Source organism: Helicobacter sp. (assembly GCF_029067145.1).
Classification (GTDB): Bacteria; Campylobacterota; Campylobacteria; order Campylobacterales; family Helicobacteraceae; genus Helicobacter_D.
Window position 1 is genome coordinate 56,240 of sequence record NZ_JAIEFA010000031.1, and the last position, 24,187, is coordinate 80,426.

At 37.9% G+C, this 24,187-nt stretch carries 27 protein-coding genes; 13 read left to right on the forward strand and 14 right to left on the reverse strand.

Annotation, left to right across the window (positions count from 1 at the left end):
• Window positions 1-51 precede the first annotated feature (51 nt).
• The 6 genes from rplS to ffh all read right to left on the reverse strand — a co-directional run bounded on the left by rplS (window position 52) and on the right by ffh (window position 3,727).
• Entirely contained in the window at window positions 52-408 is a 357-nt protein-coding gene (gene rplS / locus K2N75_RS02675; RefSeq protein ID WP_297679374.1) for a 50S ribosomal protein L19, read from the reverse strand.
• Window positions 398-1,102 (reverse strand): tRNA (guanosine(37)-N1)-methyltransferase TrmD, encoded by a 705-nt coding sequence (trmD, locus tag K2N75_RS02680; RefSeq protein WP_297679372.1) that lies wholly within the window; start codon window positions 1,100-1,102, stop codon window positions 398-400. Before trmD ends, rplS begins: the two co-directional genes overlap by 11 nt.
• Window positions 1,102-1,698 carry a ribosome maturation factor RimM gene (rimM, locus tag K2N75_RS02685; RefSeq protein WP_297679370.1) on the reverse strand — a complete coding sequence of 199 codons (597 nt, stop codon included), beginning with the start codon at window positions 1,696-1,698 and terminating at the stop codon, window positions 1,102-1,104. The genes trmD and rimM overlap by 1 nt, the downstream gene beginning before the upstream one ends.
• A 2-nt stretch (window positions 1,699-1,700) precedes the next feature.
• A complete protein-coding gene (locus K2N75_RS02690) occupies window positions 1,701-1,952 on the reverse strand; it encodes a KH domain-containing protein (RefSeq protein WP_297679368.1) in 252 nt (83 codons plus the stop codon).
• A 17-nt stretch (window positions 1,953-1,969) separates the two neighbouring features.
• Window positions 1,970-2,197, reverse strand: coding sequence for a 30S ribosomal protein S16 (gene rpsP / locus K2N75_RS02695; protein WP_297679366.1), 228 nt, complete (start codon window positions 2,195-2,197; stop codon window positions 1,970-1,972).
• A gap of 189 nt (window positions 2,198-2,386) precedes the next feature.
• Window positions 2,387-3,727, reverse strand: a complete 1,341-nt coding sequence (ffh, locus tag K2N75_RS02700; RefSeq protein ID WP_297679364.1) for a signal recognition particle protein — start codon at window positions 3,725-3,727, stop codon at window positions 2,387-2,389.
• A gap of 470 nt (window positions 3,728-4,197) precedes the next feature.
• On the opposite strand from ffh, the gene K2N75_RS02705 reads away from it, so the two are divergent.
• From K2N75_RS02705 to K2N75_RS02735, 7 genes are all read left to right on the forward strand, one after another.
• Complete coding sequence (locus tag K2N75_RS02705) at window positions 4,198-4,899, forward strand: hypothetical protein (protein WP_297679362.1); 702 nt, start codon at window positions 4,198-4,200, stop codon at window positions 4,897-4,899.
• Window positions 4,900-5,112: 213 nt separating this feature from the next.
• Window positions 5,113-5,655, forward strand: a complete 543-nt coding sequence (locus K2N75_RS02710) for a YceI family protein (protein WP_297679360.1) — start codon at window positions 5,113-5,115, stop codon at window positions 5,653-5,655.
• Between the two features lie 151 nt (window positions 5,656-5,806).
• On the forward strand, window positions 5,807-6,922 hold the full coding sequence (locus K2N75_RS02715) for an ABC transporter substrate-binding protein (protein WP_297679358.1): 1,116 nt from the start codon (window positions 5,807-5,809) through the stop codon (window positions 6,920-6,922).
• 37 nt (window positions 6,923-6,959) lie between these two features.
• Window positions 6,960-7,859, forward strand: a complete 900-nt coding sequence (locus K2N75_RS02720; protein WP_297679356.1) for a branched-chain amino acid ABC transporter permease — start codon at window positions 6,960-6,962, stop codon at window positions 7,857-7,859.
• Between the two features lie 8 nt (window positions 7,860-7,867).
• Window positions 7,868-9,052, forward strand: coding sequence for a branched-chain amino acid ABC transporter permease (locus K2N75_RS02725; RefSeq protein ID WP_297679354.1), 1,185 nt, complete (start codon window positions 7,868-7,870; stop codon window positions 9,050-9,052).
• On the forward strand, window positions 9,052-9,825 hold the full coding sequence (locus K2N75_RS02730; protein ID WP_297679352.1) for an ABC transporter ATP-binding protein: 774 nt from the start codon (window positions 9,052-9,054) through the stop codon (window positions 9,823-9,825). Before K2N75_RS02725 ends, K2N75_RS02730 begins: the two co-directional genes overlap by 1 nt.
• A complete protein-coding gene (locus K2N75_RS02735) occupies window positions 9,812-10,507 on the forward strand; it encodes an ABC transporter ATP-binding protein (protein WP_297679350.1) in 696 nt (231 codons plus the stop codon). Before K2N75_RS02730 ends, K2N75_RS02735 begins: the two co-directional genes overlap by 14 nt.
• A gap of 50 nt (window positions 10,508-10,557) precedes the next feature.
• On the opposite strand, the gene rpe is transcribed toward K2N75_RS02735, so the two are convergent.
• Entirely contained in the window at window positions 10,558-11,193 is a 636-nt protein-coding gene (gene rpe / locus K2N75_RS02740; RefSeq protein ID WP_297679348.1) for a ribulose-phosphate 3-epimerase, read from the reverse strand.
• A 124-nt stretch (window positions 11,194-11,317) separates the two neighbouring features.
• Between rpe and K2N75_RS02745 the strand changes: the two genes are divergently transcribed.
• The 5 genes from K2N75_RS02745 to K2N75_RS02765 are packed head-to-tail and all read left to right on the forward strand — an operon-like array spanning window position 11,318 to window position 15,947.
• Window positions 11,318-12,208: a class 1 fructose-bisphosphatase gene (locus K2N75_RS02745; RefSeq protein ID WP_297679346.1), complete on the forward strand. Its 891-nt coding sequence runs from the start codon at window positions 11,318-11,320 to the stop codon at window positions 12,206-12,208.
• Window positions 12,195-12,497 carry a hypothetical protein gene (locus K2N75_RS02750; RefSeq protein WP_297679344.1) on the forward strand — a complete coding sequence of 101 codons (303 nt, stop codon included), beginning with the start codon at window positions 12,195-12,197 and terminating at the stop codon, window positions 12,495-12,497. The genes K2N75_RS02745 and K2N75_RS02750 overlap by 14 nt, the downstream gene beginning before the upstream one ends.
• A complete protein-coding gene (gene metG / locus K2N75_RS02755) occupies window positions 12,475-14,427 on the forward strand; it encodes a methionine--tRNA ligase (protein ID WP_297679342.1) in 1,953 nt (650 codons plus the stop codon). The genes K2N75_RS02750 and metG overlap by 23 nt, the downstream gene beginning before the upstream one ends.
• A gap of 12 nt (window positions 14,428-14,439) precedes the next feature.
• Window positions 14,440-15,564, forward strand: a complete 1,125-nt coding sequence (locus K2N75_RS02760) for a hypothetical protein (RefSeq protein ID WP_297679340.1) — start codon at window positions 14,440-14,442, stop codon at window positions 15,562-15,564.
• The gene (locus tag K2N75_RS02765) at window positions 15,561-15,947 is read left to right on the forward strand and encodes a hypothetical protein (protein ID WP_297679338.1); all 387 of its coding nucleotides are present in this window, start codon (window positions 15,561-15,563) and stop codon (window positions 15,945-15,947) included. Before K2N75_RS02760 ends, K2N75_RS02765 begins: the two co-directional genes overlap by 4 nt.
• A gap of 75 nt (window positions 15,948-16,022) precedes the next feature.
• On the opposite strand, the gene K2N75_RS02770 is transcribed toward K2N75_RS02765, so the two are convergent.
• The 6 genes from K2N75_RS02770 to bamA all read right to left on the reverse strand — a co-directional run bounded on the left by K2N75_RS02770 (window position 16,023) and on the right by bamA (window position 23,037).
• Window positions 16,023-16,172: a hypothetical protein gene (locus K2N75_RS02770; protein ID WP_300119922.1), complete on the reverse strand. Its 150-nt coding sequence runs from the start codon at window positions 16,170-16,172 to the stop codon at window positions 16,023-16,025.
• A 68-nt stretch (window positions 16,173-16,240) separates the two neighbouring features.
• Window positions 16,241-16,366, reverse strand: coding sequence for a hypothetical protein (locus K2N75_RS02775; RefSeq protein ID WP_297679334.1), 126 nt, complete (start codon window positions 16,364-16,366; stop codon window positions 16,241-16,243).
• 197 nt (window positions 16,367-16,563) lie between these two features.
• The gene (recG, locus tag K2N75_RS02780) at window positions 16,564-18,351 is read right to left on the reverse strand and encodes an ATP-dependent DNA helicase RecG (RefSeq protein ID WP_297679332.1); all 1,788 of its coding nucleotides are present in this window, start codon (window positions 18,349-18,351) and stop codon (window positions 16,564-16,566) included.
• Window positions 18,352-18,363: 12 nt separating this feature from the next.
• On the reverse strand, window positions 18,364-19,608 hold the full coding sequence (locus K2N75_RS02785) for a pitrilysin family protein (RefSeq protein WP_297679331.1): 1,245 nt from the start codon (window positions 19,606-19,608) through the stop codon (window positions 18,364-18,366).
• Window positions 19,609-19,663: 55 nt separating this feature from the next.
• On the reverse strand, window positions 19,664-20,767 hold the full coding sequence (locus K2N75_RS02790; RefSeq protein ID WP_297679467.1) for a dehypoxanthine futalosine cyclase: 1,104 nt from the start codon (window positions 20,765-20,767) through the stop codon (window positions 19,664-19,666).
• A 17-nt stretch (window positions 20,768-20,784) separates the two neighbouring features.
• Complete coding sequence (gene bamA, locus K2N75_RS02795) at window positions 20,785-23,037, reverse strand: outer membrane protein assembly factor BamA (RefSeq protein WP_297679329.1); 2,253 nt, start codon at window positions 23,035-23,037, stop codon at window positions 20,785-20,787.
• Between the two features lie 126 nt (window positions 23,038-23,163).
• Between bamA and K2N75_RS02800 the strand changes: the two genes are divergently transcribed.
• Window positions 23,164-23,991 (forward strand): prephenate dehydrogenase, encoded by an 828-nt coding sequence (locus K2N75_RS02800; RefSeq protein WP_297679327.1) that lies wholly within the window; start codon window positions 23,164-23,166, stop codon window positions 23,989-23,991.
• Between the two features lie 32 nt (window positions 23,992-24,023).
• Here K2N75_RS02800 and K2N75_RS02805 read toward each other — a convergent pair whose 3' ends face one another.
• Window positions 24,024-24,182, reverse strand: a complete 159-nt coding sequence (locus K2N75_RS02805; RefSeq protein WP_297679325.1) for a YgaP-like transmembrane domain — start codon at window positions 24,180-24,182, stop codon at window positions 24,024-24,026.
• Window positions 24,183-24,187: the final 5 nt, after the last annotated feature.

Below are 24,187 nucleotides of genomic sequence, written 5' to 3' on the forward strand. Positions count from 1 at the left end.
CTCGCAATAAATAGGAATCCCCCAAAAAAAAAGGGGGGGGGGAATCAAAAATTATTTTCTAATTTCTTTGATTCTTGCAGATTTACCACTTCTTGTGCGGAGATAGTAGAGTTTTGCGCGTCTCACACGACCAATTTTAAGCACTTTAATGCTTTCAATACTTTCAGAATAGAGAGGGAATATTCTTTCTACTCCTACACCATTTGCGCCGATTTTGCGAATCGTAAAAGTCTTGCCTGTCCCTGTGCCACGAAGTGAGATACAAACTCCTTCAAAATTTTGGATTCTTGTTTTATCTCCTTCAGAGATTTTAATCCCAACTCTTAATGTATCTCCTGCCTTAAATTGTGGAATCTCTTTTCCTGCAATTTGTGCGTCTTCAAAATGCTGAATATATTTATTTCTCATCTTTTAGCCTTTGTTTGTAGCGAATATAGAGGTCTGGTCTATGGAATCTAGTTTTTGCCTCTGACGCTTTTAATTTTAAGCTGTGGATTTTAGCGTGATTTCCCTTTGAATACTCTGAAGGAATCAATAAATTTTTAAAATTATGCGGTTTGGTAAAATTTGGGGATTCTAATAAAAACTCTTCATAGCTTTCTCCTTGTAAGGAATCACTATTGCCAAGCACTCCCTCTACCTGTCTTGAAATGCTATCACACAAACAAAGTGCGGCAATCTCCCCACCGGTTAAAATAAAATCCCCGATACTAAAAACCTCATCGGCATACAATTCAATCAAACGTTCATCAAAGCCTTCATATCGCCCGCAAACTAAGGTAATATGAGACTTTTTGCTCAAACATTTCGCGTCATTTTGTGAAAAGAGTTTCGCACAGGGCGTAAGAAAAATAATGTGTGTTTTGGGATTTTGTTTTTTTACAGAATCTAGCGCATTGCTTAAAGCCAATGGCTCTAGCACAAGTCCCGCGCCACCGCCTACTTGATAATCGTCTGTCTTTGCAAAGCGATGAGGGCTGAAGTCTCTAGGATTGACAAAATCTACGCCAAGTAATCCCTGCTTGATTGCCCGATAAAGAATAGAATCGCTGAAGTAAGATTCTATCAAATGGGGAAATAAAGTAACAATAGAGAATCGCATTAACTATTTTCCAAGATTTCTCTACAAAATTGTGTATAAATGATTTTTGGGGTAGCACTGGTGCTTTCTTTGGATTCCTCTTTGGAATAGATTGTGGAATCTTTTTTGGATTCCACCCCCAAAATATAACGCGCATTATAAGGAATCAAAAAACTCTTTGGGAAATTCTGTGCCACAAGCGCAAAATCAGTTTTAACAGACAAATAATCCTGCGCACAAAAGCGTTCAATCTCGCTTACAACGCCAAGAATCTCGCCATTTTCTACAATCTCACTCCCTACAAGCTCAAACCAAAAAAATTCATTTTCTTTGAGTTTGCACTGCTGCTTACATTGCTCTTGCGTAGTATAAAGCACAAGATTGACGATTTGCTTTGCTGCTTCTTTGGAATTAATTTCAATAAATTTTGCTATGGAACGTTTTGCTTGATAAGATTCAAGTGTCAAATTGCCAAATTGTGATAAATAAATATTACCACTCTGCAAGGATTCGGGAAAATCGCTTAGCAAATGCAAAAATACCTCACCTTTGAATCCTGTGGAGCGACCGATTTTCGCGACACTTACCCAATCTTTTTGGACGCTCTTACCAAACATTCCTAAGCTTCAGTAGTTTGTGGTTTCACGATAATGCGATAAGAGTTGCCATCTTTTGCTTTAATGCCAGAAACAAAAGTTTTGATTGCGCCAATCATTTTGCCATCTTTGCCAATCAAGCGTCCTGCATCTTGCGAGGAAGAAAGAATTTCAATTTCATAAAAATTCGTATCAAGCTCTGTTTTGATGACACGAATTTTGTCGGGTTCTGTAACAATTTTTTTTACATAGGCTTCTATAAAATCTTCTACCATATATTGCCTACATTTGATTATTTAGTAATTGCTTTTACTCTTTCGCTCATTTTTGCGCCAACGCCTGTCCAATATTTCAATCTTTCCGCATCATATTTTACCACAGAAGGCTCCACGAGAGGATTATAATATCCGATAGATTCAATCCAACCTCCATCGCGTCTTTTTCTACTATCAGTTACAATGATTCTATAAAAAGGCTTTTTCTTTCGTCCCATTTTTGTTAAGCGGATAACGGTTGCCAAAATATGCTCCTTAAATCAATCTTAAATTCACAGACAAATCTGCATAAAGGCGAAATTTTATCTAAAAGCAAGTAATGTTTTCCTTAAAGTGCTATGTATTCTCGCAAGGACAAGCCCCTGCTATGTCATTGTAGAAATGCGCAACATTCGTGGCAATCTATAATGTTGAAATGCAAACAAAAAGGCACACTATCTCCTAAGCTGCCCCATTCTTGCGTCTTTCATCAGGCTCATCAAATCACCCATTCCGCCTTTGTTAGAAAATTTCTTTGCCATTTTCGCCGCATTTTCAAACTGCTTCAAAAAACGATTCACATCACTAACATCAATCCCCGCGCCCATTGCAATACGCTTTTTGCGACTACCATTGAGCAAATCCGGATTCTCGCGCTCTTTTGGTGTCATTGAGGAGACCATTGCGCGCATTTGTTTCATCTCTTTTGAATTGTCCAAATCCACATCTTTAAGCGCGCTTGCCATATTTCCTAGACCGGGCAACATTGAAAGAATAGACTGCATAGAACCAATTTTTTTGATATTATCCAACTGCGCGATAAAGTCATTAAAATTGAATTTGCCCTTTTTGATTTTCTTAGAAATGTCTTTTGCTTCTTTCTCGCTAATCACAGCAGCGGTTTTTTCAGCCAAAGAGTGAATATCCCCTGCCCCCATTAGTCGCCCCACAATGCGTTCAGGGATAAAAACCTCTAAATCCGCGACTTTCTCGCCCACACCAATAAAGCGCAATGGAATCCCAAGCTGATGCGCAATAGAAAGTGCGATTCCACCTTTGCTATCTCCATCAAATTTGCTTAAAATCACTCCACTTAAGTTCATTTTCTGATGAAAGATTCCGGCACTCTTGACGCCGTCTTGCCCACTTAAGCTATCCACAACATAAAATACTTCATTAGGATTAATCGCATTTTTAATGCCCTGCAATTCCTGCATTAAAGCTTCATCAATCGCCAATCGTCCAGCAGTATCCACAAGCAACACATCATAAAGCCCATCAACTGCCTTTTGCTTGGCTTGTATTGCAATTTCTGCGGGAGTTTTTCCCTCTAAATAAAAAAAATCCACTTCCACTTGCAAGGCTAATTGTCGCAACTGCTCCACTGCGGCAAGTCTTTGCAAATCACAAGCAGCCAACAAGACTTTTTTCTGTTTGCCCTTAAGATAATTTGCCAATTTTGCTGTTGTCGTTGTTTTCCCACTTCCTTGTAAGCCCGCCATCAAAACGATTGTTGGGGGCTTGGGCGCAAAAATAAACCCATAATTACCCGGTGCGGTAAGAATCACATTGAGCGATTCTTTTAATGCGCTTAAAAAATTTTCCTTTCCGATTCCGCTTTGCTTCGTTTTAAGCTCCACATCGCTCAACAATTCTTTTAAAACCTTATAATGCACATCGGATTTTAAAAGCGATTTTTTTAACTCCTCTAAAGCGCGTTTTAACGCCTTTTCATCGTCTTGGAATCGGATTTTGCTAATGGCACTTTGAAAACTCTCTGTAATAACACCAAACAACTTCGCAACCTCGATTAAAAAGATAAAATCTGCGATTCTACATTAGATTTGCTTAAAAGTTTATTGCGCCCTTTTACGCGACACAAACACATTATGGAATCGCAAAGATAGATTCTCAAAAAATAAATAACCTAGATAAAATAAATCCTAAAGACTTAGTAACCACTCAAGATTCTAAACAATCCTCTTTACTTTGGCGAATTAGACAAAGACAATACCATTAAACAAGATACACCAAGTTATTACTTCTCCCCTAAAGATGAAGAAAATAATCTAGGCACACTTACTATCTTTTTAAATGCTTCTACTCTTACTCTTTTAAATTATTCTCTCTTAGATTCTAGTTTAAATATTAAACTAGAACTCACAAACAAAGAATCTCAAGAAAAACAAGATAAAGCTATCATACAAAGAGAACAAAAACAACACATAGAGATATGATTGAAAGCGATAGAAAGCGTAGAGTTGTAGTGAACTACTCTTATCATCCTATTTCTCAAAAAATGAGTGAAATCTATCAAGAGTTAGTGAAAAAATATCCACGACCACTACCCTTAACAATAGATGAACAATCAGATATTATTGATAAAACCTATCCTAGAATTCTCTCTAATGGTTGTCGATATATTACAGCGGAGGGTTTCTATCTAAGTAGTTTAACTCCACCAAGAAAATTAGAGAATAAAGACATTGATTTATTAATAGAGAGAATCAAAGAATATATGGGAGAGGAAGTGTATGAGAAATATTTTGTGGGAGTTATCCATCAAAATATACCCGATTGCTTTTATGAAGAAGTTACATCAGAAACATACTGGAAAACCGATTTTAGTACTGATTTTGAAAAAATCAAAGAATATATGGGAGAGGAAGTGTATGAGAAATATTTTGTGGGAAAGGATGATTTGCCCCCAGGATACAGCCGTTCTTTTAAAGAACGAACAACGTTAGGATGGCTTTATGTTAAAGGGGGCAAACCAATAGTTATAAGTATGTCTGCTAGTGGATTAAAAAAGCTCGAGACTACTTATGGACCGCTTACAGGAGATGAAGGAGCAGGGTTTAGGTACGTTCATAAAGTTTATTCTAAAAAGCTTTCTAATAATATCTTTTACCTAGAAAATGGTAAATTTGTAAAAAGTGATGAAAAAGACAAGGGAGGAACACATTGAATCCTAAAGACTTCATAGAACAAGCTAAAGACTATGCAGATTGTGCTGAAATTCTGCCTATTATTTATGAATAATTTATGGAGAAAATATCAAATTTATGTGAAGCTTCTGTGAGATTTTTGTGATAAAGATTTTATGCAAACCATTTACCATTGATTATTTTTTATGGACTATAATTTCAGAGTTTAAATTTTAATTTCAAAAGGATTTTCAATGAAAAAGTTTCTTTGTTCTCTTAGTTTAGCAGCAGCTCTTAGTTTCCCAGCACTTGCAGCTCCTTATGCACTAGATTCAGCAAACTCTAAAGTAGATTTCTCCGTTTCTCATCTCAAACTCACACAAGTAGATGGCAAATTCAATAAGTTTAGCGCAACGATTGATTACGACCAAGCTTCTAGCACTTTAAAAGTCTTAGAGGGTGTTGTGGATATAACTTCAGTGGATACTGCAAACCCCAAAAGAGACGCGCATTTGCAAGCAGAGGATATGTTTGATGCAAAAAAATACCCCAATATGACTTTTAAAATGACAAAATTTGAAGCAGGTAAAATTTATGGGGATTTAACGATTCGTTCCACAACAAAGCCTATCGTGCTTGATGCAACAATCCAACCAAATGGCAAAGCTTTAGATATTAATGCTACTACAAAAATTTTAAGAAGTGATTTTGATGTCTCTTGGCACAATATTTTCAAAGATAATGCTGTGGGCGATGAAGTAAAAATCACTTTAAACCTTAAAGCAAACGCAAAATAACCACACAACTAACCCAATATAAAACACAATGACAAAAACCTCTTGTCATTGTGAGATTCTGCAAGAATACAACAACCCCCACAAACAATTAATGCGTTTTTAAAAAAAAAATTGTAAGATTAGCTTTTATCTTTGAATATAAGGATTTTCAATGAAAAAGACTTTTGTAGCCCTCTCTTTGGCGTGCGGAATCTTTGCTAGCAATCTTTTAGCAGGAGAAGTAAAAATCGGTGTCGTTTTACCTGCAAGTGGTGCAGTAGGTGGGTTTGGAGAACTTGGCAAACGCGGAATTGACTTAGCTTACAAGGCACAGAGTAAAACCAAAAATGGAGATGAGATTAAAATTATCTTTATTGACAATAAGAGCGACAAAATAGAATCCGCAAACGCAATGCAAAAGCTCGTTTCAAGCGACAAAGTCAGCGTTGTTATTGGTCCTATGATTTCTACTAATGCGCTTGCAATGACAAAAATTGCAGACGATAGCAAAACGCCTCTCATCGCTCCTGTGGCGACTAACGACCGCGTAACTAAAGGCAAAAATTTCGTTTCTCGTGTCTCTTTTGCGGATAGCTTTCAAGGACTCATCGCGGCAAATCTAGCTTTCAAAGACTTGGGCGCAAAAAAAGCAGCGATTTTGTTTGACAATAGCAGTGATTATTCTATCGGGCTTACACGTGCTTTTAGAAATCAATTCAAAGCTTTAGGTGGCGAAATCATTATTGAAGCCAATGCTCAAGCAGGAACTAAAGACTTCAAAGCACAAATTTCAAGCATTAAAGCAAAGAATCCCGATGTTCTTTATTTACCAATTTATTATAACGAGGGCGCATTGATTGCCGTTCAAGCCAAGCAATTAGGATTAAATGTCCCAACCATTGGAGGAGATGGCTTAGTTTCAAATAAAATTTTCTTTGATGTCGCCAAAGAAGCGGGAGAAGGTTATATGGTAACGGATTATTATTCTACAAACTCCAAACAAACCCCCAAAGGCGAAAAATTCATCAAAGATTACAAAAAAACTTATAATGAGCCTGTAAGCTCCTTTAGCATTATGCTTGCGGACGCTTATGGACTTGCTGTGGCTGCGATTGAACAATGTGGCGCGGAGAATCGCGAATGCATCAATGATAAAATTCGCAATGCCAAAGATTATGATGGCATAAGTGGTAAATTCTCTTTGCAAAATGGCGAATCTATCCGCAGTGCAGTAATTAATCAAGTGCAAGGTGGTAATTTAGTTTATAAAACTACGATTGAACCATAAAATTTTATAAGATTCTGTGAATTTTGAGGTTTAAAGTTTGGACTTTTTAACTTTTTTTCAGCAATGCATTAATGGCTTGAGCTTGGGCAGTATGTATGCACTCATCGCGATTGGCTATACAATGGTTTATGGCTGTTTGCGTTTGATTAATTTTGCTCACGCAGATATTATGATGGTAGGAGCATTTCTCGTTTTTTTTGCCATTAGCTCCTTTGATTTGCCTTTTTATGCTGCTGCGATTTTATCTATTGCCCTATGTGGAATCCTAGGCGTAATGATTGACAAGATTGCCTACACTCCTTTACGCAGTGCGCCTAGAATCTCTATGCTAATTACTGCAATTGGTGTAAGCTTTTTTTTGGAAAATCTTTTTAATGTCCTCTTTGGCTCTACACCTAGATTCTTTAATGCTCCAGCATTTTTCTCGCAATCTTTAGATATTTTTGGTATCAGTTTGACCATTATTACATTAATCATTCCATTGGTTACGCTTTTGCTTTTAGGAGGACTTTTGCGTTTTCTCTATCACACAAAGCAAGGAATGGCGATTCGTGCAAGCGCATTTGATATTAACACCGTGCGCTTAATGGGAATCAATGTAAATCATATTATTGCCATTGTTTTTGCGATTGGTAGCACTTTAGCGGGAATTGGGGGAATTTTTTATGCAATTTCTTATCCCACGATTGACCCGCTTATGGGAGTGCTAATTGGCTTAAAAGCCTTTGCTGCTGCGGTTTTAGGTGGAATCGGAAGCGTAGGCGGAGCGGTGCTTGGAGGCTTTATCTTGGGCTTTACAGAAGTTATGGCAGTAGCACTTTTTCCAGACCTTGGAGGATACAAGGACGCTTTTGCATTCCTTTTCCTCATTCTTGTATTGCTCTTTCGCCCTGTCGGCATTATGGGCGATTGGCGTTTAGAAAAAAGTCGTTTTTAGGTTGAAAAATGTTTAAAAAACTTTACACAAATAGCCCAACAACTGCGACTTTGGGATTCCATTGCAGCATTTATGTATTAGTCATTTGCGTGCTTTTCGCTTCACAAAGTTTGTTGGGAGATTACGCCTTAAGAATCTTTAACAATATTCTTATTTTTATCATTCTAGCGGTAAGTTACAATCTGATTAATGGTGTAACAGGACAGCTCTCCCTAGAACCAAATGGATTTGTCGCGATTGGTGCATACATCACCGCATTAATGTTGTTGGATTCGGATTTAAAATGGGGAATGTTTCAGCTAGCAGACCCTCACCCTTTTATCTTAAGTATGTATAGTGAGTTATTGCCTGCTCTGTTTTGCAGTGGAATCGTAGCAGCTATCCTTGCGGTTCTGCTTTCTTTTCCTGTATTTCGCGTGCGCGGGGATTATTTAGCAATTGTAACGCTTGGCTTTGGTTTTATTATCAAAATCCTAGCAATCAACAATCCAGAATGGACGAATGGCGCGATTGGCTTAAACGAGATTCCAAATAATCACGATTCCATTGTCGGCGCGATAGAAAAGCTGCTTTTAAGTCTTAGCGCGAGTGATTCGCCCTTGCAAGGATTCTTTCACTTTCTTTATATCCACGCCTTTGGCAATGGAGCAAATATCACGGTCTTTTTTTGGAGTGGAATCTTTGCTACTGCTTCGGTGATTTTAATCCTACAAATCGTCTATTCCAAGTATGGACGCGCAATGAAAGCAGTACGAGACGATGAAGATGCCGCAATTGCAATGGGAATTAATACTTTCAAAATCAAAACTTTTGCTTTCTCCACAAGTGCATTTTTGGAGGGCATTGGAGGCGGATTAATGGCGGTTTGGCTCACCACGATTGACCCAAAAATCTTTGGGTTTGAGCTTACATTCCAGCTCTTAATCATCATCGTGCTTGGAGGCTTAGGAAGCACGAGTGGTGCGATTTTGGGTGCGATTTTGGTTATCGGCGGAGGAGAATGGCTTAGATTTTTAGACCAACCTTTAGTCTTTTTTGGAAAGGATTTTGGCTCTTATCCGGGTCTTAGAATGGTATTTTTCTCGCTCATCTTGCTTGTGATTATGCTTTTTGCTAGAGAGGGTATTATGGGCAAGCGCGAAGTTTGGGATTTGAATCCTACCAAACTAAGATGGTTTAAAAAGGCACAATAATGGCGATTTTAGAATTAGAAAATGTCAGTATTGCCTTTGGGGGATTAAAGGCGATTGATGATGTAAGCTTCAATGTGCAACAAGGGCAAATTTTTGGGCTCATTGGTCCAAATGGAGCAGGTAAAACAACAATGTTTAACATCATCACTGCAAATTACAAGCCAAACAGCGGAAAAGTGCATTTTTTGGGCAAAAATATCTCCAAATACAAACCAAATACGATTGTCCATTTAGGAATCGCACGCACTTTTCAAAACATTCGGCTCTTTAACTCTATGAGTGTGTTAGATAATGTGTTAATTGGCTTGCACAATGAAGCAAAATATAGTTTTTTTGAAGCAGCTTTTCGCGTAGGAAGGTATTTCAAAGAAGAAAAACGCATTAAGGAAAAGGCGCGGTGGATTTTAGATTATATTGGACTAGGCAACCAATGGAATGCCAATGCAAACGCATTAAGTTATGGCAATAGTCGTAAAGTAGAAATCGCAAGAGCTTTAGCAACCAATCCAAAACTTTTGTTGTTAGATGAACCAGCCGCAGGAATGAATCCCAAAGAGACACAAGAGCTTTGCGAATTGATTTTAAAAATGCAAAAAGATTTTGATTTAAGCATTTTGCTGATTGAACACGATATGCCCTTTGTCAATCAGCTTTGTGAGCAAGTTTTGGTGCTAGACTATGGCAAAAAACTCTTTAGTGGAACGCCCAATGAAGCGATTAACAACCAAGAAGTAATTGCGGCTTATCTAGGAGATTTCTATGCTGCAAATTGAGAATCTACAAGTCCATTATGGCTTGATTGCGGGCTTAAAGGGAATTAACTTCCATATTGAAGAACACGAGATTATTACTTTAATCGGAAGCAATGGTGCAGGCAAAACCTCTACCCTTAATGGAATCGTGCATAGCGTCAAAACAAAAGGTAAAGTCCGATTCTTTGGTGCAAATATTTCCAAGATTCCAACACACAAGATTATCCAACGCGGAATCGCACTCGTGCCAGAGGGTAGGCGCGTTTTTACCAACCTTAGCGTAGATGAAAATTTGCGTATGGGAGCGTATCATAATGATGAAAACTTTGAAGTAATGCGCGAAAAAATGTATCGACTTTTCCCGCGCCTAAAAGAACGTCAAAAGCAAATGGCAGGCACAATGAGTGGCGGTGAGCAACAAATGCTCGCCATTGCAAGAGCTTTGATGAGTGAGCCAAAATTGCTTATGCTTGATGAACCAAGTCTCGGGCTTGCACCCAAAGTCGTAGGGGAGCTTTTTGAGATTCTTTTAAACTTGCGCGAAAATGGCATTACGATTCTACTTGTGGAGCAAAATGCCTTTGCCGCACTCAAAGTCGCTAACCGCGCGTATGTGCTAGAAAATGGCAAAATCGTAATGGAGGATTTAGCGGACAATCTTTTGGAGGACAAGGACATTAAAAAGCGATATTTGGGGGGATAGATTGTGCGTTGCACTCTTACACTTTAGAACAAGTCAAATGGAATCCCAACTTACCGCAAACTCTCTATGCGCTCCTTATAATTTCCGCTAAAGACATAGCTACCAGCTACAACAATGTCTGCCCCAGCATTTTTAAGAGATTCTATATTTTTATCACACACACCGCCATCTACTTCAATGAGGCAATTTGGATTGCGCAACTCTATTTTGTCTTTTAAATTTTTAATTTTATCCAGCACATTAGAGATAAACTTCTGTCCGCCAAAACCGGGATTTACACTCATCAACAAAACCATATCTACAAACTCCAACAAATATTCTATGGAGTCCAAATGGGTATGAGGATTCAAAACAATTGCGGGTTTAATGCCATATTCGCGGATTTTTTGTGCCAAGCGATTTGCGTGCTTTTCTTCTTCAATGTGAAAAGATAGAAATTCGGGCTTAAAGGGTGCAAAAAGTTCTACAAAAAAACTATTGTTTTGCACCATTAAATGAATGTCTAGCGGCTTGCTTGCTGCTTTTGCGACAGAATCTACCACCACAGGACCAAGCGTCAGATTTGGCACAAAATGCCCGTCCATTACATCAATATGCACGAAATCACAGCCTGCTTCACAAATGGCTTTGATTTCGGATTCTAACTTTCCAAAATCTGCAGAAAGGATACTTGGCGCAACAAGCATTAAATCTCCTCAAATCAAAATAAGCTAAAATTGTAGCAAAAAACTATAAATATTGCCCTAAAATAGCTACCAACCTAACAAAATTAGGCTATAATACGCAAATTTGTTATTTTTGGAGATACAAATGAGGACAAACGCAGAATTGATGCGTGATTTAGAATTGATTTTTGCACGGATTCAAAGCGCGAGTTTGCCGATTTATGAAACCCTCAAACAAAGTTTAGGGGAATATACACAAAGCACCAATGCGACAGGAGATACGCAGCTAGAAGCAGACATTCAAGCCGATACGATTCTACAAAATGCTTTCAAAGACTTAGAAATCGTGCAACAAATTTGCAGCGAAGAACAAGAAAATGCAATCAAGCTTCACGATGAGGGCATTTACAGCATTGCTTATGACCCTTTAGATGGCTCTTCCTTAATGGGAGCAAATTTGAGCGTGGGAAGTATTTTTGGAATCTATCAGGGAGATTTCCTACCTCAAAATCTCGTTGCAAGCGCATATATCCTCTATGGTATGGTAGTTGGAATCGGATTTGCCTCTATCCTCAAAGAAGGTGTAGATTATTTTGTCTATAATGGAAAAACATTTGATTTACAAAGATGCTTTAAACTTTCGCACAAAGGTAAATTAAATGCAACTGGTGGCACACAGAAAAATTGGAGTCTTTCGCATAAGGCAAAGATAGAATCCCTCTTTAATGCAGGTTATCGTTTGCGGTATAGTGGCGGAATGGTGCCTGATTTACATCATATTTTGGTTAAAGGTGGTGGGATTTTCTCTTATCCTAGCACGAGTGATGCACCACAAGGCAAACTTAGAATGCTTTTTGAAGTTTTCCCTTTTGCCTTTATCTTTGAAAGAGCAGGCGGTGGCGCGGTCTGCGTGAATGAAAATGCACACAATATAACAGAGGTAAAACGTCTTTTGGAACTAACGCCCAAACATTTACACGATACAACACCCTGCTTTTTTGGCAGCTTGGAGGAAATAGAATTTGTCAGCAAATGAAATAGAATCTGCACTTAAAGAAATAAAAGACTGCCAAACAAACCACAATACGACAAGCTGTATGTTTTGCAAAAGCGTGGCGGATTGTGCCAAAAAAAATGATTTTGAGCAAAAAACGCAAGACAATCTCACGCAACAACTTACTGCACTTCAATCCTGCCAAAAAAGTAAGGGATTCTCTAGCTGTTTAAATTGCGCAGAATTATTAGAATGCTCCGTGCGAAATGGATATGTAGCCGCAGTTTATTTGAGTATGAATAGAGGAAATGGAGGCAGCTTTGAGTTCTAAATTTTATATTACATCGCCGATTTATTATGTTAATGATATTCCCCACATTGGACACGCTTATACAACCATCATTGTGGATACACTCGCGCGTTTTGCTAGACTTCAAGGCAAAGAAGTCTATTGCCTCACAGGCACAGATGAACACGGACAAAAAATTGAACAATCCGCCCAAAAAAAGGGGAGAAGTCCAAAAGAATATGTAGATGAGATTTCGCAAAACTTCAAAAATCTCTGGGACGAATTTGGAATCAGCTATAACCATTTTATCCGCACAACAGACGATTACCACATTCAAACTGCACAAGAAGCTTTTTTGAAAATGTTTGAAAAAGGAGATATTTATAAAGGCAAATACGAGGGACATTATTGCATTTCTTGTGAATCCTTTTTTACAAAATTTCAGCTTGTAGGTGAGAATCGCTGTCCAGATTGTGGCAAAGAAACCACCTTATTGCAAGAGGAAAGCTATTTCTTTAAGCTTAGTGCGTATCAAGAGAGACTTTTAAGGTTTTATGAGGAGAATCCAAACTTCATCTTGCCGAAATTTCGTCGCAACGAGGTGATGAACTTTGTAAAAGAAGGGCTAGAGGATTTGTCCATTACACGCACAACTTTTGATTGGGGCATTAAACTCCCTCAAAGCCTCATTCAGCAAGACCCTAGCAATGCAAAACATGTAATGTATGTATGGCTAGATGCATTAATAAACTATCTAAGCGCACTTGGATTCTATAATGATTTGGAGGATAGAAAAGACTTTTGGGCGGCAAATTATCATATCGTGGGAAAAGACATTTTGCGATTCCACGCAATTTATTGGCCCGCATTCTTGATGAGCCTAGATTTGCCTCTGCCGCACCACATCGCAGCGCACGGCTGGTGGACTAAAGAGGGTGCAAAGATGAGCAAAAGTGTCGGCAATGTCGTCAATCCAAAAGAAGTAGTAGAGGCTTATGGATTGGATTGTTTCCGATATTTTGTCTTGCGCGAAGTGTCTTTTGGACAAGATGGGGATTTTTCTCAAAAATCTCTAATAGAGCGAATCAATTCAGATTTAAGCAATGATTTGGGCAACCTACTCAATCGCCTTTTGGGAATGAGTGCAAAATACTTTGATAATGCTTTACAAGTAGATTTGGAGAATCTCAAAAAAAATTATAGCGCGGAGTTTTCTCAAATCAATAAAGTCTTAGAAAGCCTAGAAACCCATATGGACGAAGTGCAAACCAATCGTTACTTAGAAGAAATCTGGACACTCTTTAGTTTGGGAAATGGAATCATCGCAAAAAAAGAACCTTGGAATCTCATTAAAGCAGGCAAAAACGAAGAAGTAGCAGAACTGCTCGTATTCCTTGCTAACTTGTTAATCAAATCCGCACTCTGTCTTTCTCCTGTTATGCCAAAGAGTGCCGAATCTATCCTTAGTGTGTTTGGGTTAAAAGCAGAATCGCAAAATTATCAAAAGTTTGTTCTTGAGAAAGGATTGTTGCCACAAATGCAACTTTGTGCGATTCCTGCATTATTCCCAAAAGTAGAAAATATTTTATTAGAAGAAACCAAAAACTCGCAGAATCCCGCTGCAAACACTCCATTAGAAATCACCAATCCAATTTTAAAAGAGGATTTTTCAAAAATAGAAATCAAGGTAGGCACAATTTTAAGCGCAGAGGAGTTGCCCAAAAGCGAGAAACTCTTAAAGCTTCAAGTAGATTTAGGTGAAGCGAGAGCGCGTCAGATTCTAGCAGGAATCAAAGCCCATTATACACCACAAAGCCTCATAGGCAAACAAGTGTGCGTGCTTGCCAATCTTAAACCTGCAAAATTAATGGGTGAATTAAGTGAGGGAATGATTCTTGCTGCTAAAGATGAGAAAGGATTAACACTGATTACTCCGCAAAATTCTAAGAAAAATGGGAGTTCAATCAGCTAAGAGGAGCGCGCAATGAAAAGAAAGGAAATACAAATTAGTGTCAATGAAATAGTAGAAATTGCCTTTGGAACTTTATTGAACCAACCAAGTATTTCTTTTTTTAATCAAATCTGTGATGAAGTCAATGAAATCAAACAAGGAGATTTATTCGTAGCAAATCATCTTAAAAAATCTCCTCAAGAAGTTCAAAAAGAGATTGAAGAAGCTGTGCAAAGAGGAGCGTTTGGGATTCTCTTTAGTGGCAATATTGCGATGAGCGACCCCGAAGTCGCTTGGATTAGTGTAGAGGATTTAGAACAATCCCTAATCCGAATCGCGCGCCATTATTTGATTGTCGGAAACAAGATTTTATTTCTACTCAATCCTGATGAATATCAAATCGCCTCGCAAATCATTGTGCCTAAGAAAAATTTAGGTTGTTATTGCGGCTCACTCGTCCAACTTGTGCGTTATATTCTGACAAGTGAAGTAGCCTACATTTTGTATTGTAATGCGCGTTTAAATCTGGATTCTCTGCCCAAAAATCAACAAGAAATCAAACTCCTATCCCAAGACAAAATGGAAGATTCCAATTTGCCTTTTGTGATTAATTCCTATTCCCTTTTTAGCATTAAAATCTTTTACAAAACTTTGGATTATGAGATTCCTTTGCCTAAACTTTTTATCCAACCTCTTGCACGTGTGGCGCGATTCTGTGAGGAATATTCCTTAGAAGTGCAAATGGGCAATCTCAATGGAATCACGAGCTTCAAACCTTTGTATTTAGACGAGCGTGGTTTTATTTCCAAACCCGGAGCTACCAATAAAGTCTTGCTTGCCTGTATGGACGTCAATCTTTATGAACAATATTTAGCATACTTTACAATGTATGCTAAGTGGGCGCGTTTAATGCTTTTTGTCCCGCAAATTTATCAAGAAATTTATGCTCCTTATGCAGAAGTGCGTTGCTTTGAAAATCATCAAGAATTGTTTGAGCAATTAATCCACGAAAAATATAATTTTGCGCTTATTTTGGACGTCCCAACAGAAAAATTTGAGGAGCGATTCGCCCATCGTCCTAACGAACAAAACCTCTTTGAATACGCACATTTGGAGGATATAGAATCGCAAAATTTTGAGGATAAGGAAATTAAATGAAAATTGCTGTGCCCGTCTATGATGAAAGCTTAAAAATCTTTGGAAATACAGGACATACGCCCTTTTTTGCCGTCTTTGAGCAAAAAGGTGCGGGAATGTTCAAAAAGATTGATTTATTGGAGTTGCGCGAGAATCCACGCGGCAACAAAGAAGCAAGCGAGGGTTGCTCACATAAAGATGAGGAAATGAGCGCAGAGGAACGAATAGCACACAAACAAGAACACAATATACTAGGTGAAATCATTAAGGATTGTGCGGTGGTGCTTGTCAAAAAAGCTTGCCCCAATACCGCACGCGTTTTTAACGAAAGGGGAATCAAAGTCTGCAAAATGGAATTAAGCTGCCAAAGCGCGCAAGATTCCTTTAAATTTATTAAACTTTAGCTGCAATAAAAGAGGATATGGAATTTCGCTACTTCGGGATTCCATATAATTGAACTTAATAAAATCTTGCGAACATCACACTACTAAGCTAAAACTTACACGAAAAGTGATCTGTTGGGATTCTGTCTCCGCAGGAGTTTGAGAGGTTTTTGCTTGCTCGTTATTTTCGCTTTCTTTAGTGTTTTCCTCTCCATTTTCTGCAAGTTTTTCCTGCATTTCAAGCAAAGGTTTGTTTGGTATTCTAGTGTAATATCTATCACTCTATTACAAGCGTCTGAATACACTACCATTTGTTATTTCCAACTGCAAATACCAAGAGTTTTACAAGCGGCATTTTGGTAAATAGATTGATGATTTGTCTGACAACTATTCGTCCAAGAATAATTTGCAAATAAACTTCCTAAAACAATTTTTTTCATATTCTACTCCTTATTTATGATTCTAGGATTCTTCAATTATAAAAAAGTAAAATTAATTTTTAACTTAACAGGTAAAAAGAATCTTAAATAAATACTCTTTTGAGCTTATCTTTAGCCTATTCGTAACACCTCTCTTGTTTGAATCGCTGCAAGGATTTTCTCGCTTTTTATTGAATTTTGCAAAATTATAGCATATTTCACGAACCTAACGCCCTTTTGGCTTCTTGGATAATCCGCTCATCACTTCCCAAATTCACCCAAGCAAACTGCCTACCGCTCTGAATCTCTCCGCTCAACAAATCCCCTCCATTACGATATTCCAAATCCATTTGTGCGATTTCAAAGCCATTTTGCGTCTGACAAAATCGCTCCAATCTCTCTACCCCTTGTTTTTTGGTAAATAAAAAGCAATAGCCCTTTAAACCATTGCGGCTTACTCTTCCACGCAGCTGATGCAAAGTCGCTAATCCTAACCGCTCTGCCCCCACAATCACAATCGTGCTTAAATTTGGCAAGGAGATTCCAACCTCAACCACCGTCGTGGCAAGCAGAATCCTTCCCCTTTCACGAAACTCCTCCAAAACCTGTTCCTTATTTCTATCCTTGCCGTATGTGCTATAAATGCCCTCAAAATTCTTTTTCCAAAACTCTTCACCCTCTTTTAACGCCGTATAATTAGAATTTTCGCTCTCCTCTACCAAAGGATAAACAATAACAATTTGATGTTTTTGTGCAATTTCTTGTCTGATATGCTCCAACAAGTCTTTAAAATTGTTTTTATAGATAATACGCGTCGTAATGTCTTTTTTGAAAGGCAAATCCTTGATAAAACTAAAATCCAAAAAATTAGATTCTATCATCGCCTGTGTGCGTGGAATCGGCGTCGCAGAAAATTGCAAAATATGCGCACGCTTAGAATCGCATTCAAACATTCTTTCTAATGTATTTCTTTGTGCCGTGCCAAAACGATGTTGTTCATCTATCATCACAAGCGCGCAATTACTCAAATCCCGATAAAGCAAGGCGTGTGTGCCGATGAGAAAATCGCTTTGCGCTAAATCACCCTTTTTGTCGCTTTGCGTTAAGAGCGCGATTTTTAAGTGATTTGGCAAAAATTTTTGTGCTTCATCAAAAAGCTGCTTTGCCAAAATGGAAGTGGGCGCCATCAATACGCTGCGATGAGGATAAGCCATCATCACACTTGCTAGAATAACGATTGTTTTACCACAGCCCACATCACCAACAATTACGCGTCTTGCAGATTGATTGCTTTGGAGTGAAGCTTGAATCTCACAAATTGCATTTTCTTGTCCTTTGGTAAGCTTAAAAGGCAGGGATTCAATCCAAGATTGTATGGGATTATTTAGTGGAGTGAGGCTTGGAAAATAACGCTTTTTTGAGCGCAAAAGACGCATATATTCATAAATTTCAACAAACTTGATTGCCTCCAAAAATTTGCCAAAAAAACTATGATTTTTTGCAAAATCTTGCACAAATCTTTCGTCTGGGTGATAAATTTTTACAAGAGATTCCAAAACCCACAAAGGCACTTTGGAGTAAGATTCTTGCAAAAATCCTAAAGTAATCCCATTTGCAAAGTCCCTCGCACTCTTTTCTTTCATACCTTTAAAGCCAAAATTCAAGACGATTTCACCTGTATTTTTTAAGACTTTGGGTTGCAATAAAGTATAAAATCCTGCATTTTTTTGGAGTTTTCCACTGACAATTAACACGGAATCGGGTTTAAAAATGCTCTTATGATAAGGTTTTGGGTGGAAGATTAGCAGCTCTATCTCACATTCAAATTTTGGGACAAAACACAAAATATGCGCTGCTTTGAGATTTTTATAATTTCGGACTTCTACTTCCAAAACTGCATTTTGATTCACTTGCAAAGATTCACTCAAAAAAGTGTTGGTATAGCCCTTTGGTAGAGAATGTAAAACCGCTTCAAAAGGCGTCTTGTCGAACTTGTTTGAAACCAATCTTAACTCTAGCTAATCTTCTGCGCTGATAATAGCAAAACTAAGATTCTTGATTTCTTGATGTGTCTTAATATAACGATTGACTTCTTCTAAAGTTAATTCTGAAATCTCTTCTAACACTTTTTTGTTAAAATCTAGAGGCAAGCCATTGTAATAATAATTAAATGCTGTGCCTAATCTTTGGGAAAGCGTCTCGTTGCGTAAAGGCTCACTTCCTAGTAAATAATCCTTTGCTTCTTGCAATTCTTTGCTCGTGATTCCTTTTGCAACAAATTCTTCTACTACCTGCTGCACGAGATTTTGAGCTTCTTTTTCATTTTTGAGACTTGTTTGCAAATATCCTTGTGCTGATGCTTGCGTATGTGTTGCGTTTAGTCGCATAACCGCAGAGTAAGCAAGCCCTCTTTTCACGCGCACTTCCTCCAACATACGACTGCCAAACCCACTGCCTCCAAGCACAAAAGACGCGACCTTAATCAACGCAGATTCCTTTTGCAAATTATCAACATTCAAGGGTGCGCCAAAATAAATATAAGCCTGCTGCGTGTCTTTAAGCAAGCGTTTGGTTTGCCTTAAATCATTCGCAAAGATGGGTTTAAGTTCCTCTGCCTTACCTTGTGGCAATAATTCAAGCGCATTTTCTAATTCTTTTGCAACACTTTCAAATTCCAATTCCCCACCCACAATAAGAATCAGAGAATTTAAATTGATATGCTGCCGATAAAAATTTTCTACTTCCTTTAGGGTAATCTTGGCAATGGAATCCTGCGTACCACTTAGAGGAAATTCTAATGCGCCTCCCTTAAATAACATAGATTTTAATGCTCTACTTGCTTGATAATCATAATCACTTTCTCGCTCCAAAATTGCTACTAAGGAGTTTTCTTTGACTTTATCCAATGTTTTTTGCGTGAAATTTGGGCTTTGGAGCAATTCCTTGAGAGATGCGATTCCGTCTTTTTGCATTGCACTCATTCCACTTAATGTAAAACTCAATGTTTCCAATCCGCTTCCCACACTCAACGCAAGGGCTTTTTCTTCTAGTTTTTTAGAAAATTTTGTAACGCCTAGTTCCTTTGTGCCCTCATTAAGCAAAGAGCTTGTAATATCCGATAGTCCTAAACTTTTACCATTACTCACTCCGCCTGCGCCCTTAAAAACAAGCTGAATATAAAACAAAGGTAGCTGCGTATTTCTTTCATAAATTACAGGAATCTCTACACCTTTTATGTGTAGCTTTTTCATCTCAAGTGCCATCAAACTTCCTTTCATTATCCAGAGACTAAAAAAAATTATAAAAAACTTTCTCACCTTAAAATTGCTCCAAAATGCTATAAGCCGTATTACGTTTCGCCGGAATCTCGCCAATATCGCGAATCAAAGAAACCATCTCTGCTTGATTCATAGAATTACTAGCTCCTGCGGCTGCAACAACATTTTCTTCCATCATCGTGCTACCCAAATCGTTTGCCCCAAACAGCAATGCAAGTTGTCCAATATAAGAACCTTGCGTAACCCAACTGCTTTGAATATTTTGAAAATTATCTAAAAAGATTCTACTGCACGCAAGCAATCTTAAATAGCGGTTTGAAGAGGCTTTGTGCAGATGAGGAAATTCCTTTTGCAATGGTGTAAAAGCAGGTTGAAAACTCCACAAAATAAACGCCCTAAAGCCATTGGTTAAATCTTGCAAATCTCGGATTCTTGTCCAATGCTCCACAATATCCTCATCTTTTTCTACACTTCCAAACATCATTGTTGCTGTGCTTTTCATTCCTAGCTTATGGGCTTCCCTATGCACTGCTATCCACTCTTCGCTATCTAGTTTCTTAGGAGCAATCACATCGCGCACCTTATCACTTAAAATTTCTGCACCCGCACCAGGTATGGAGGACAAACCACACTTTTGCAAGCGTGCTAAAACTTCAGCAATAGGGATTTTAGAAATCTTTGCAATATAATTAATCTCAATCGCAGAGAATCCGTGCAGGGTAATTTGGGGATATTTTTGTGCAATGTGTCGCACCAAATCCTCATACCATTCAATTTTTAGGCTCGGATGTACTCCTCCTTGAAAAAGAATCTGTGTGCCGCCAATTTCTAACAATTCGTCTATTTTTTTATCAATCTCTTCAAAGCTCAAAATATAAGTTTCATTCTCATTGATTCTACGTTTAAAGGCACAAAACTTACAATCCACCCAGCAGATATTGGTATAATTAATATTCCTATCCACAACAAAAGTCGTGATATTATCAGAATGCAGCTGTTTTTTGATAGCAAACGCTTGCTCACCCAATTCTTTAAGAGAAGCATTTTGCATTAAATCCAAAATCTCCTCTTTGCTAATTCGTGGTAATTTGACTTTCACGACAGCATTCGCCTCTTGCGAATTTTTGACAAAAACCTCCTGCATACTTTTAAGATTCTCCATTAGAATCTCTGCCCCATTGTAAATTCAAAAGAGGAAGTATCATCACCCGGCTTATCATCTAATGCGTGTGGGAAGAGGAAGTTGATTGCCCCAATAGGAGAAATCCATTCAATCCCAACACCAATAGAGCTACGCTTAATATCGTTAATATTTTTTTGCCCTATCATTCCATAATCATAAAACATAAGGAATCGCATTTGGACTGTTTCAAACATACCATAGCTTAATTCTGCTGTGTTATAAAACATTTGTTTTCCACCGATTCTAAGCCCATCTTTATCGCGTGGCGTAATAGAGCGATTCTGGAATCCTCGCACACTATTAACACCCCCTAGATAAAATTTCTCATTGATAGGCAAAAAGCCCTCATCTTGAGCATACCCAGCCTTTGCGCGGTATCTGAAAATCAAATCCAAATCCGTCCAATCCTCAATGGAATGGTAAAAATTGAAAGTTCCATAATATTTGATAAACTCCGCGTCCCCTCCAATGCCTGCAAACTCCGTGCTACCTGTCGCTTTTATTCCGCTTTTTGGGAAAAAATAGGCGTCTGTGCTATCGTAACTAAGTCCCGGAATCACGGAAGATTTCGCGTATCTATCTCCTCCATAATATTTAGTATAAAGGTCACGAAGATAGGCATTATCAAAGTTAGAAAGCTTAGTTTCTTGATAGGTATAGCCCAAAGTCAAGTCTAGTTGATTCCAGATTCTACGCCCTCCAACAATATTAAACCCTGTCATCATTTCGGTGTAATCATAATCATCATATTCCATTTGATAAACTTCTGTCGCCAAAGAATAATCACTATCCAACACCGCAGGATTATAAAGATTCACACGATAAGAGTTAGAAACTTCACTTTTATCCAAATAAATCCCCGCAGTTAAGCCTGTTCCAAAAATATTGCGGTCTTTGACAGATATGCTTCCCATTAACCCATCATAGCTTCCATAACCGATTCCAAAGGTAAATTCCCCTGTTTTACCCTCTTTGACATTTACAAGCAGATTAACGCGCTCCTCATCTATCCGCTCCTCTTCTATCTCTACGCTTTCAAATCCTCCTGTTCGCATAATTGCATTTTTAGATAAAGTAATCTTACTCATTTCATATTCATCGCCCGGTGCAAGTAAAACATTCCGACGAATCACGCGGTCAAGCGTTCTATTATTTCCCGAAATCAATACATCATTAATATGTACTTTTTTGCCTGGCTGCACATAATAAACAATTCTTACTTCACTATTTTCTTTATCTTTGTCTAAATCCGGCGTTACCCTCGTAAAAGCATAGCCCAAATCTCCTATTTTGTAGCGGATTGCCTCTGTGTCCTTACGCATTGTGTCAATGTTAAATTTTTTGCCCTTTTTAACTTTTATCACATCATATAATTCTTCTAGCACAATCACATCTTCTTCTAAAACAATTTCTACCTCTGAAACCTTATAGAGTTCTCCCTCATTGATATAAAAATCAAGCTCTGCCTTATAAGTTGTAAAATCCGTTTTCAAAAAAGGCGTGCTTACTTCTGCGTCTAAATAGCCTTTTTGCATATACAAATCGCGGATTCTATGTCCATCAGTTTCCACTTCATTAACACGCAATTTACCGCTATTAAATCCCCACATCCAACCAAGAAATTCCCTTTCTTTATTTGCGCTTGCTGCCTCAATGCGTGAAATTTTTAAATTTTCTCTACCATAATAATTTGCTTTTTGAATAATGATTTCCTCACCTTTGTTAATTTCTAAGGTAACTTTCAAAGCATTAGTAGAAATCTCTTCTGTTTTTACCTCAACAATCGTGTCATAATACCCTTGCGTTTCCATTAAATCAATGATTTTTTTGCGCACATTAGCGATTTTTGCCTCATCATAAACATCGCCTTTTTTTAATCCAATTTCTTTATCAATCACATCTTGTTCTTTTCCTGCTCCATAACCGCTGACAATCAAGCTTGCAATGACGGGTTTTTCCAAAAAGTGAAAAGTTAAGATTCCATTTTCTTCTGTTACCCAAATATCTTTAAAGTAGCCTTGTGAATAAAAGCTATGGATAGAAGTATCCACCAAATTTATATCTAGCGGCTCATTGAGCCGAACTTTGGTAATTTCATTGGCAATCAGAGGGGAAATATAATTTAGCCCCTCATAGCGCACTTCTTTGATAATTGGCAAAGCGGCAAAAAGATTTGTTGAAAAAATCAATAGAGTTGCGGGAAAGAAAAAAGTTTTAGAAAAGAAACGCATTATTAAAAACCTTAAAAATAATTTTTACCTAATTTTAAAAGCTATAATTATACCTTAGTAGATTAAATAACACAACTAAAGCTAAAAAAATATATAATTTTATAAATTTTACGCAATGGACAGATTATGCAGGCAGGAATCATTGGACTTGGACTTATTGGCGGCTCATTAGGGCTTGCACTGAAAGAAACAGGAATGTTTAAACGTATTGTTGGATTAGATAATAATCCCTTGCATCTTCAACAAGCACTTTCTTTGGGGCTTGTAGATGAGGGGGTAGAGCTAGAAGAAATTAAGCTTTGTGATGTTATTTTTCTTGCAACTCCCGTAGAAGCGATTTTACAACTTCTACCTAGTCTTGTTGGTGTCGCACCTCACTGCACGATTATTGATTTAGGAAGCACCAAACATCTAATTTCTAAAAGTGTGCCTCCAGAGATTCGCAAAAACTTTGTCTGCGCCCACCCAATGAGTGGGACAGAAAATTTCGGTCCCAAAGCCGCTTTTAAAGAGCTTTTGCCACATCATATTTTGGTTTTGACTGATTTAGAACAAAGTGGGGAATTACAAGTTGCGATGGCAAAAGAAATTTTTGTCGCGCTCAAAATGAACATTATCAAAATGGATTCCAAATCTCACGACAACCACGCAGCCTTTATCAGCCATTTGCCCCACATCATCAGCTATGCGCTTGCCAATACTGTGCTATCACAGCAAAACCCAAACGATATTTTAGCCCTTGCTGGCGGCGGATTCAAAAGTATGGTTAGAATCGCGAAGAGCTCCTCAAGAATGTGGTGCGACATCTCCAAACAAAATCGCGAAGAGCTTCTCAAATCTCTTGACTTTTTCCAAAAAGAAATTCATTTTGCACAAACACTCATTCAAGAAGAAAAATGGGACGAACTTGAAAAATGGATGGCAAAGGCAAACTCTTTGTATGAAATTTTTTAATGGAATCGGATTCCCAAAAAGGAATCCAAAATTTATTTTTTAAGAAACTTATACATCGGGCAGTAACCATACACTGCGCTAAGTAATGGCAATAGCGAGAGAAGCCACCACCAGCTTTGGCATACAAAGCCAAACACAAAATACAATAACATTGCTACGATTAATCGGATTGTTTTATCTAAATTACTCATTTTTT

Coding starts and splice junctions, on each gene's coding strand:
- rplS (WP_297679374.1), bottom strand. CDS start 408: ATGAGAAATAAATATATTCAGCATTTTGAAGACGCACAAATTGCAGGA.
- trmD (WP_297679372.1), bottom strand. CDS start 1,102: ATGCGATTCTCTATTGTTACTTTATTTCCCCATTTGATAGAATCTTAC.
- rimM (WP_297679370.1), bottom strand. CDS start 1,698: ATGTTTGGTAAGAGCGTCCAAAAAGATTGGGTAAGTGTCGCGAAAATC.
- K2N75_RS02690 (WP_297679368.1), bottom strand. CDS start 1,952: ATGGTAGAAGATTTTATAGAAGCCTATGTAAAAAAAATTGTTACAGAA.
- K2N75_RS02710 (WP_297679360.1), top strand. CDS start 5,113: ATGAAAAAGTTTCTTTGTTCTCTTAGTTTAGCAGCAGCTCTTAGTTTC.
- K2N75_RS02715 (WP_297679358.1), top strand. CDS start 5,807: ATGAAAAAGACTTTTGTAGCCCTCTCTTTGGCGTGCGGAATCTTTGCT.
- K2N75_RS02725 (WP_297679354.1), top strand. CDS start 7,868: ATGTTTAAAAAACTTTACACAAATAGCCCAACAACTGCGACTTTGGGA.
- K2N75_RS02730 (WP_297679352.1), top strand. CDS start 9,052: ATGGCGATTTTAGAATTAGAAAATGTCAGTATTGCCTTTGGGGGATTA.
- K2N75_RS02735 (WP_297679350.1), top strand. CDS start 9,812: ATGCTGCAAATTGAGAATCTACAAGTCCATTATGGCTTGATTGCGGGC.
- rpe (WP_297679348.1), bottom strand. CDS start 11,193: ATGCTTGTTGCGCCAAGTATCCTTTCTGCAGATTTTGGAAAGTTAGAA.
- K2N75_RS02745 (WP_297679346.1), top strand. CDS start 11,318: ATGAGGACAAACGCAGAATTGATGCGTGATTTAGAATTGATTTTTGCA.
- metG (WP_297679342.1), top strand. CDS start 12,475: ATGGAGGCAGCTTTGAGTTCTAAATTTTATATTACATCGCCGATTTAT.
- K2N75_RS02760 (WP_297679340.1), top strand. CDS start 14,440: ATGAAAAGAAAGGAAATACAAATTAGTGTCAATGAAATAGTAGAAATT.
- K2N75_RS02765 (WP_297679338.1), top strand. CDS start 15,561: ATGAAAATTGCTGTGCCCGTCTATGATGAAAGCTTAAAAATCTTTGGA.
- K2N75_RS02775 (WP_297679334.1), bottom strand. CDS start 16,366: ATGAAAAAAATTGTTTTAGGAAGTTTATTTGCAAATTATTCTTGGACG.
- K2N75_RS02785 (WP_297679331.1), bottom strand. CDS start 19,608: ATGGCACTTGAGATGAAAAAGCTACACATAAAAGGTGTAGAGATTCCT.
- K2N75_RS02790 (WP_297679467.1), bottom strand. CDS start 20,767: ATGCAGGAGGTTTTTGTCAAAAATTCGCAAGAGGCGAATGCTGTCGTG.
- bamA (WP_297679329.1), bottom strand. CDS start 23,037: ATGCGTTTCTTTTCTAAAACTTTTTTCTTTCCCGCAACTCTATTGATT.
- K2N75_RS02800 (WP_297679327.1), top strand. CDS start 23,164: ATGCAGGCAGGAATCATTGGACTTGGACTTATTGGCGGCTCATTAGGG.
- K2N75_RS02805 (WP_297679325.1), bottom strand. CDS start 24,182: ATGAGTAATTTAGATAAAACAATCCGATTAATCGTAGCAATGTTATTG.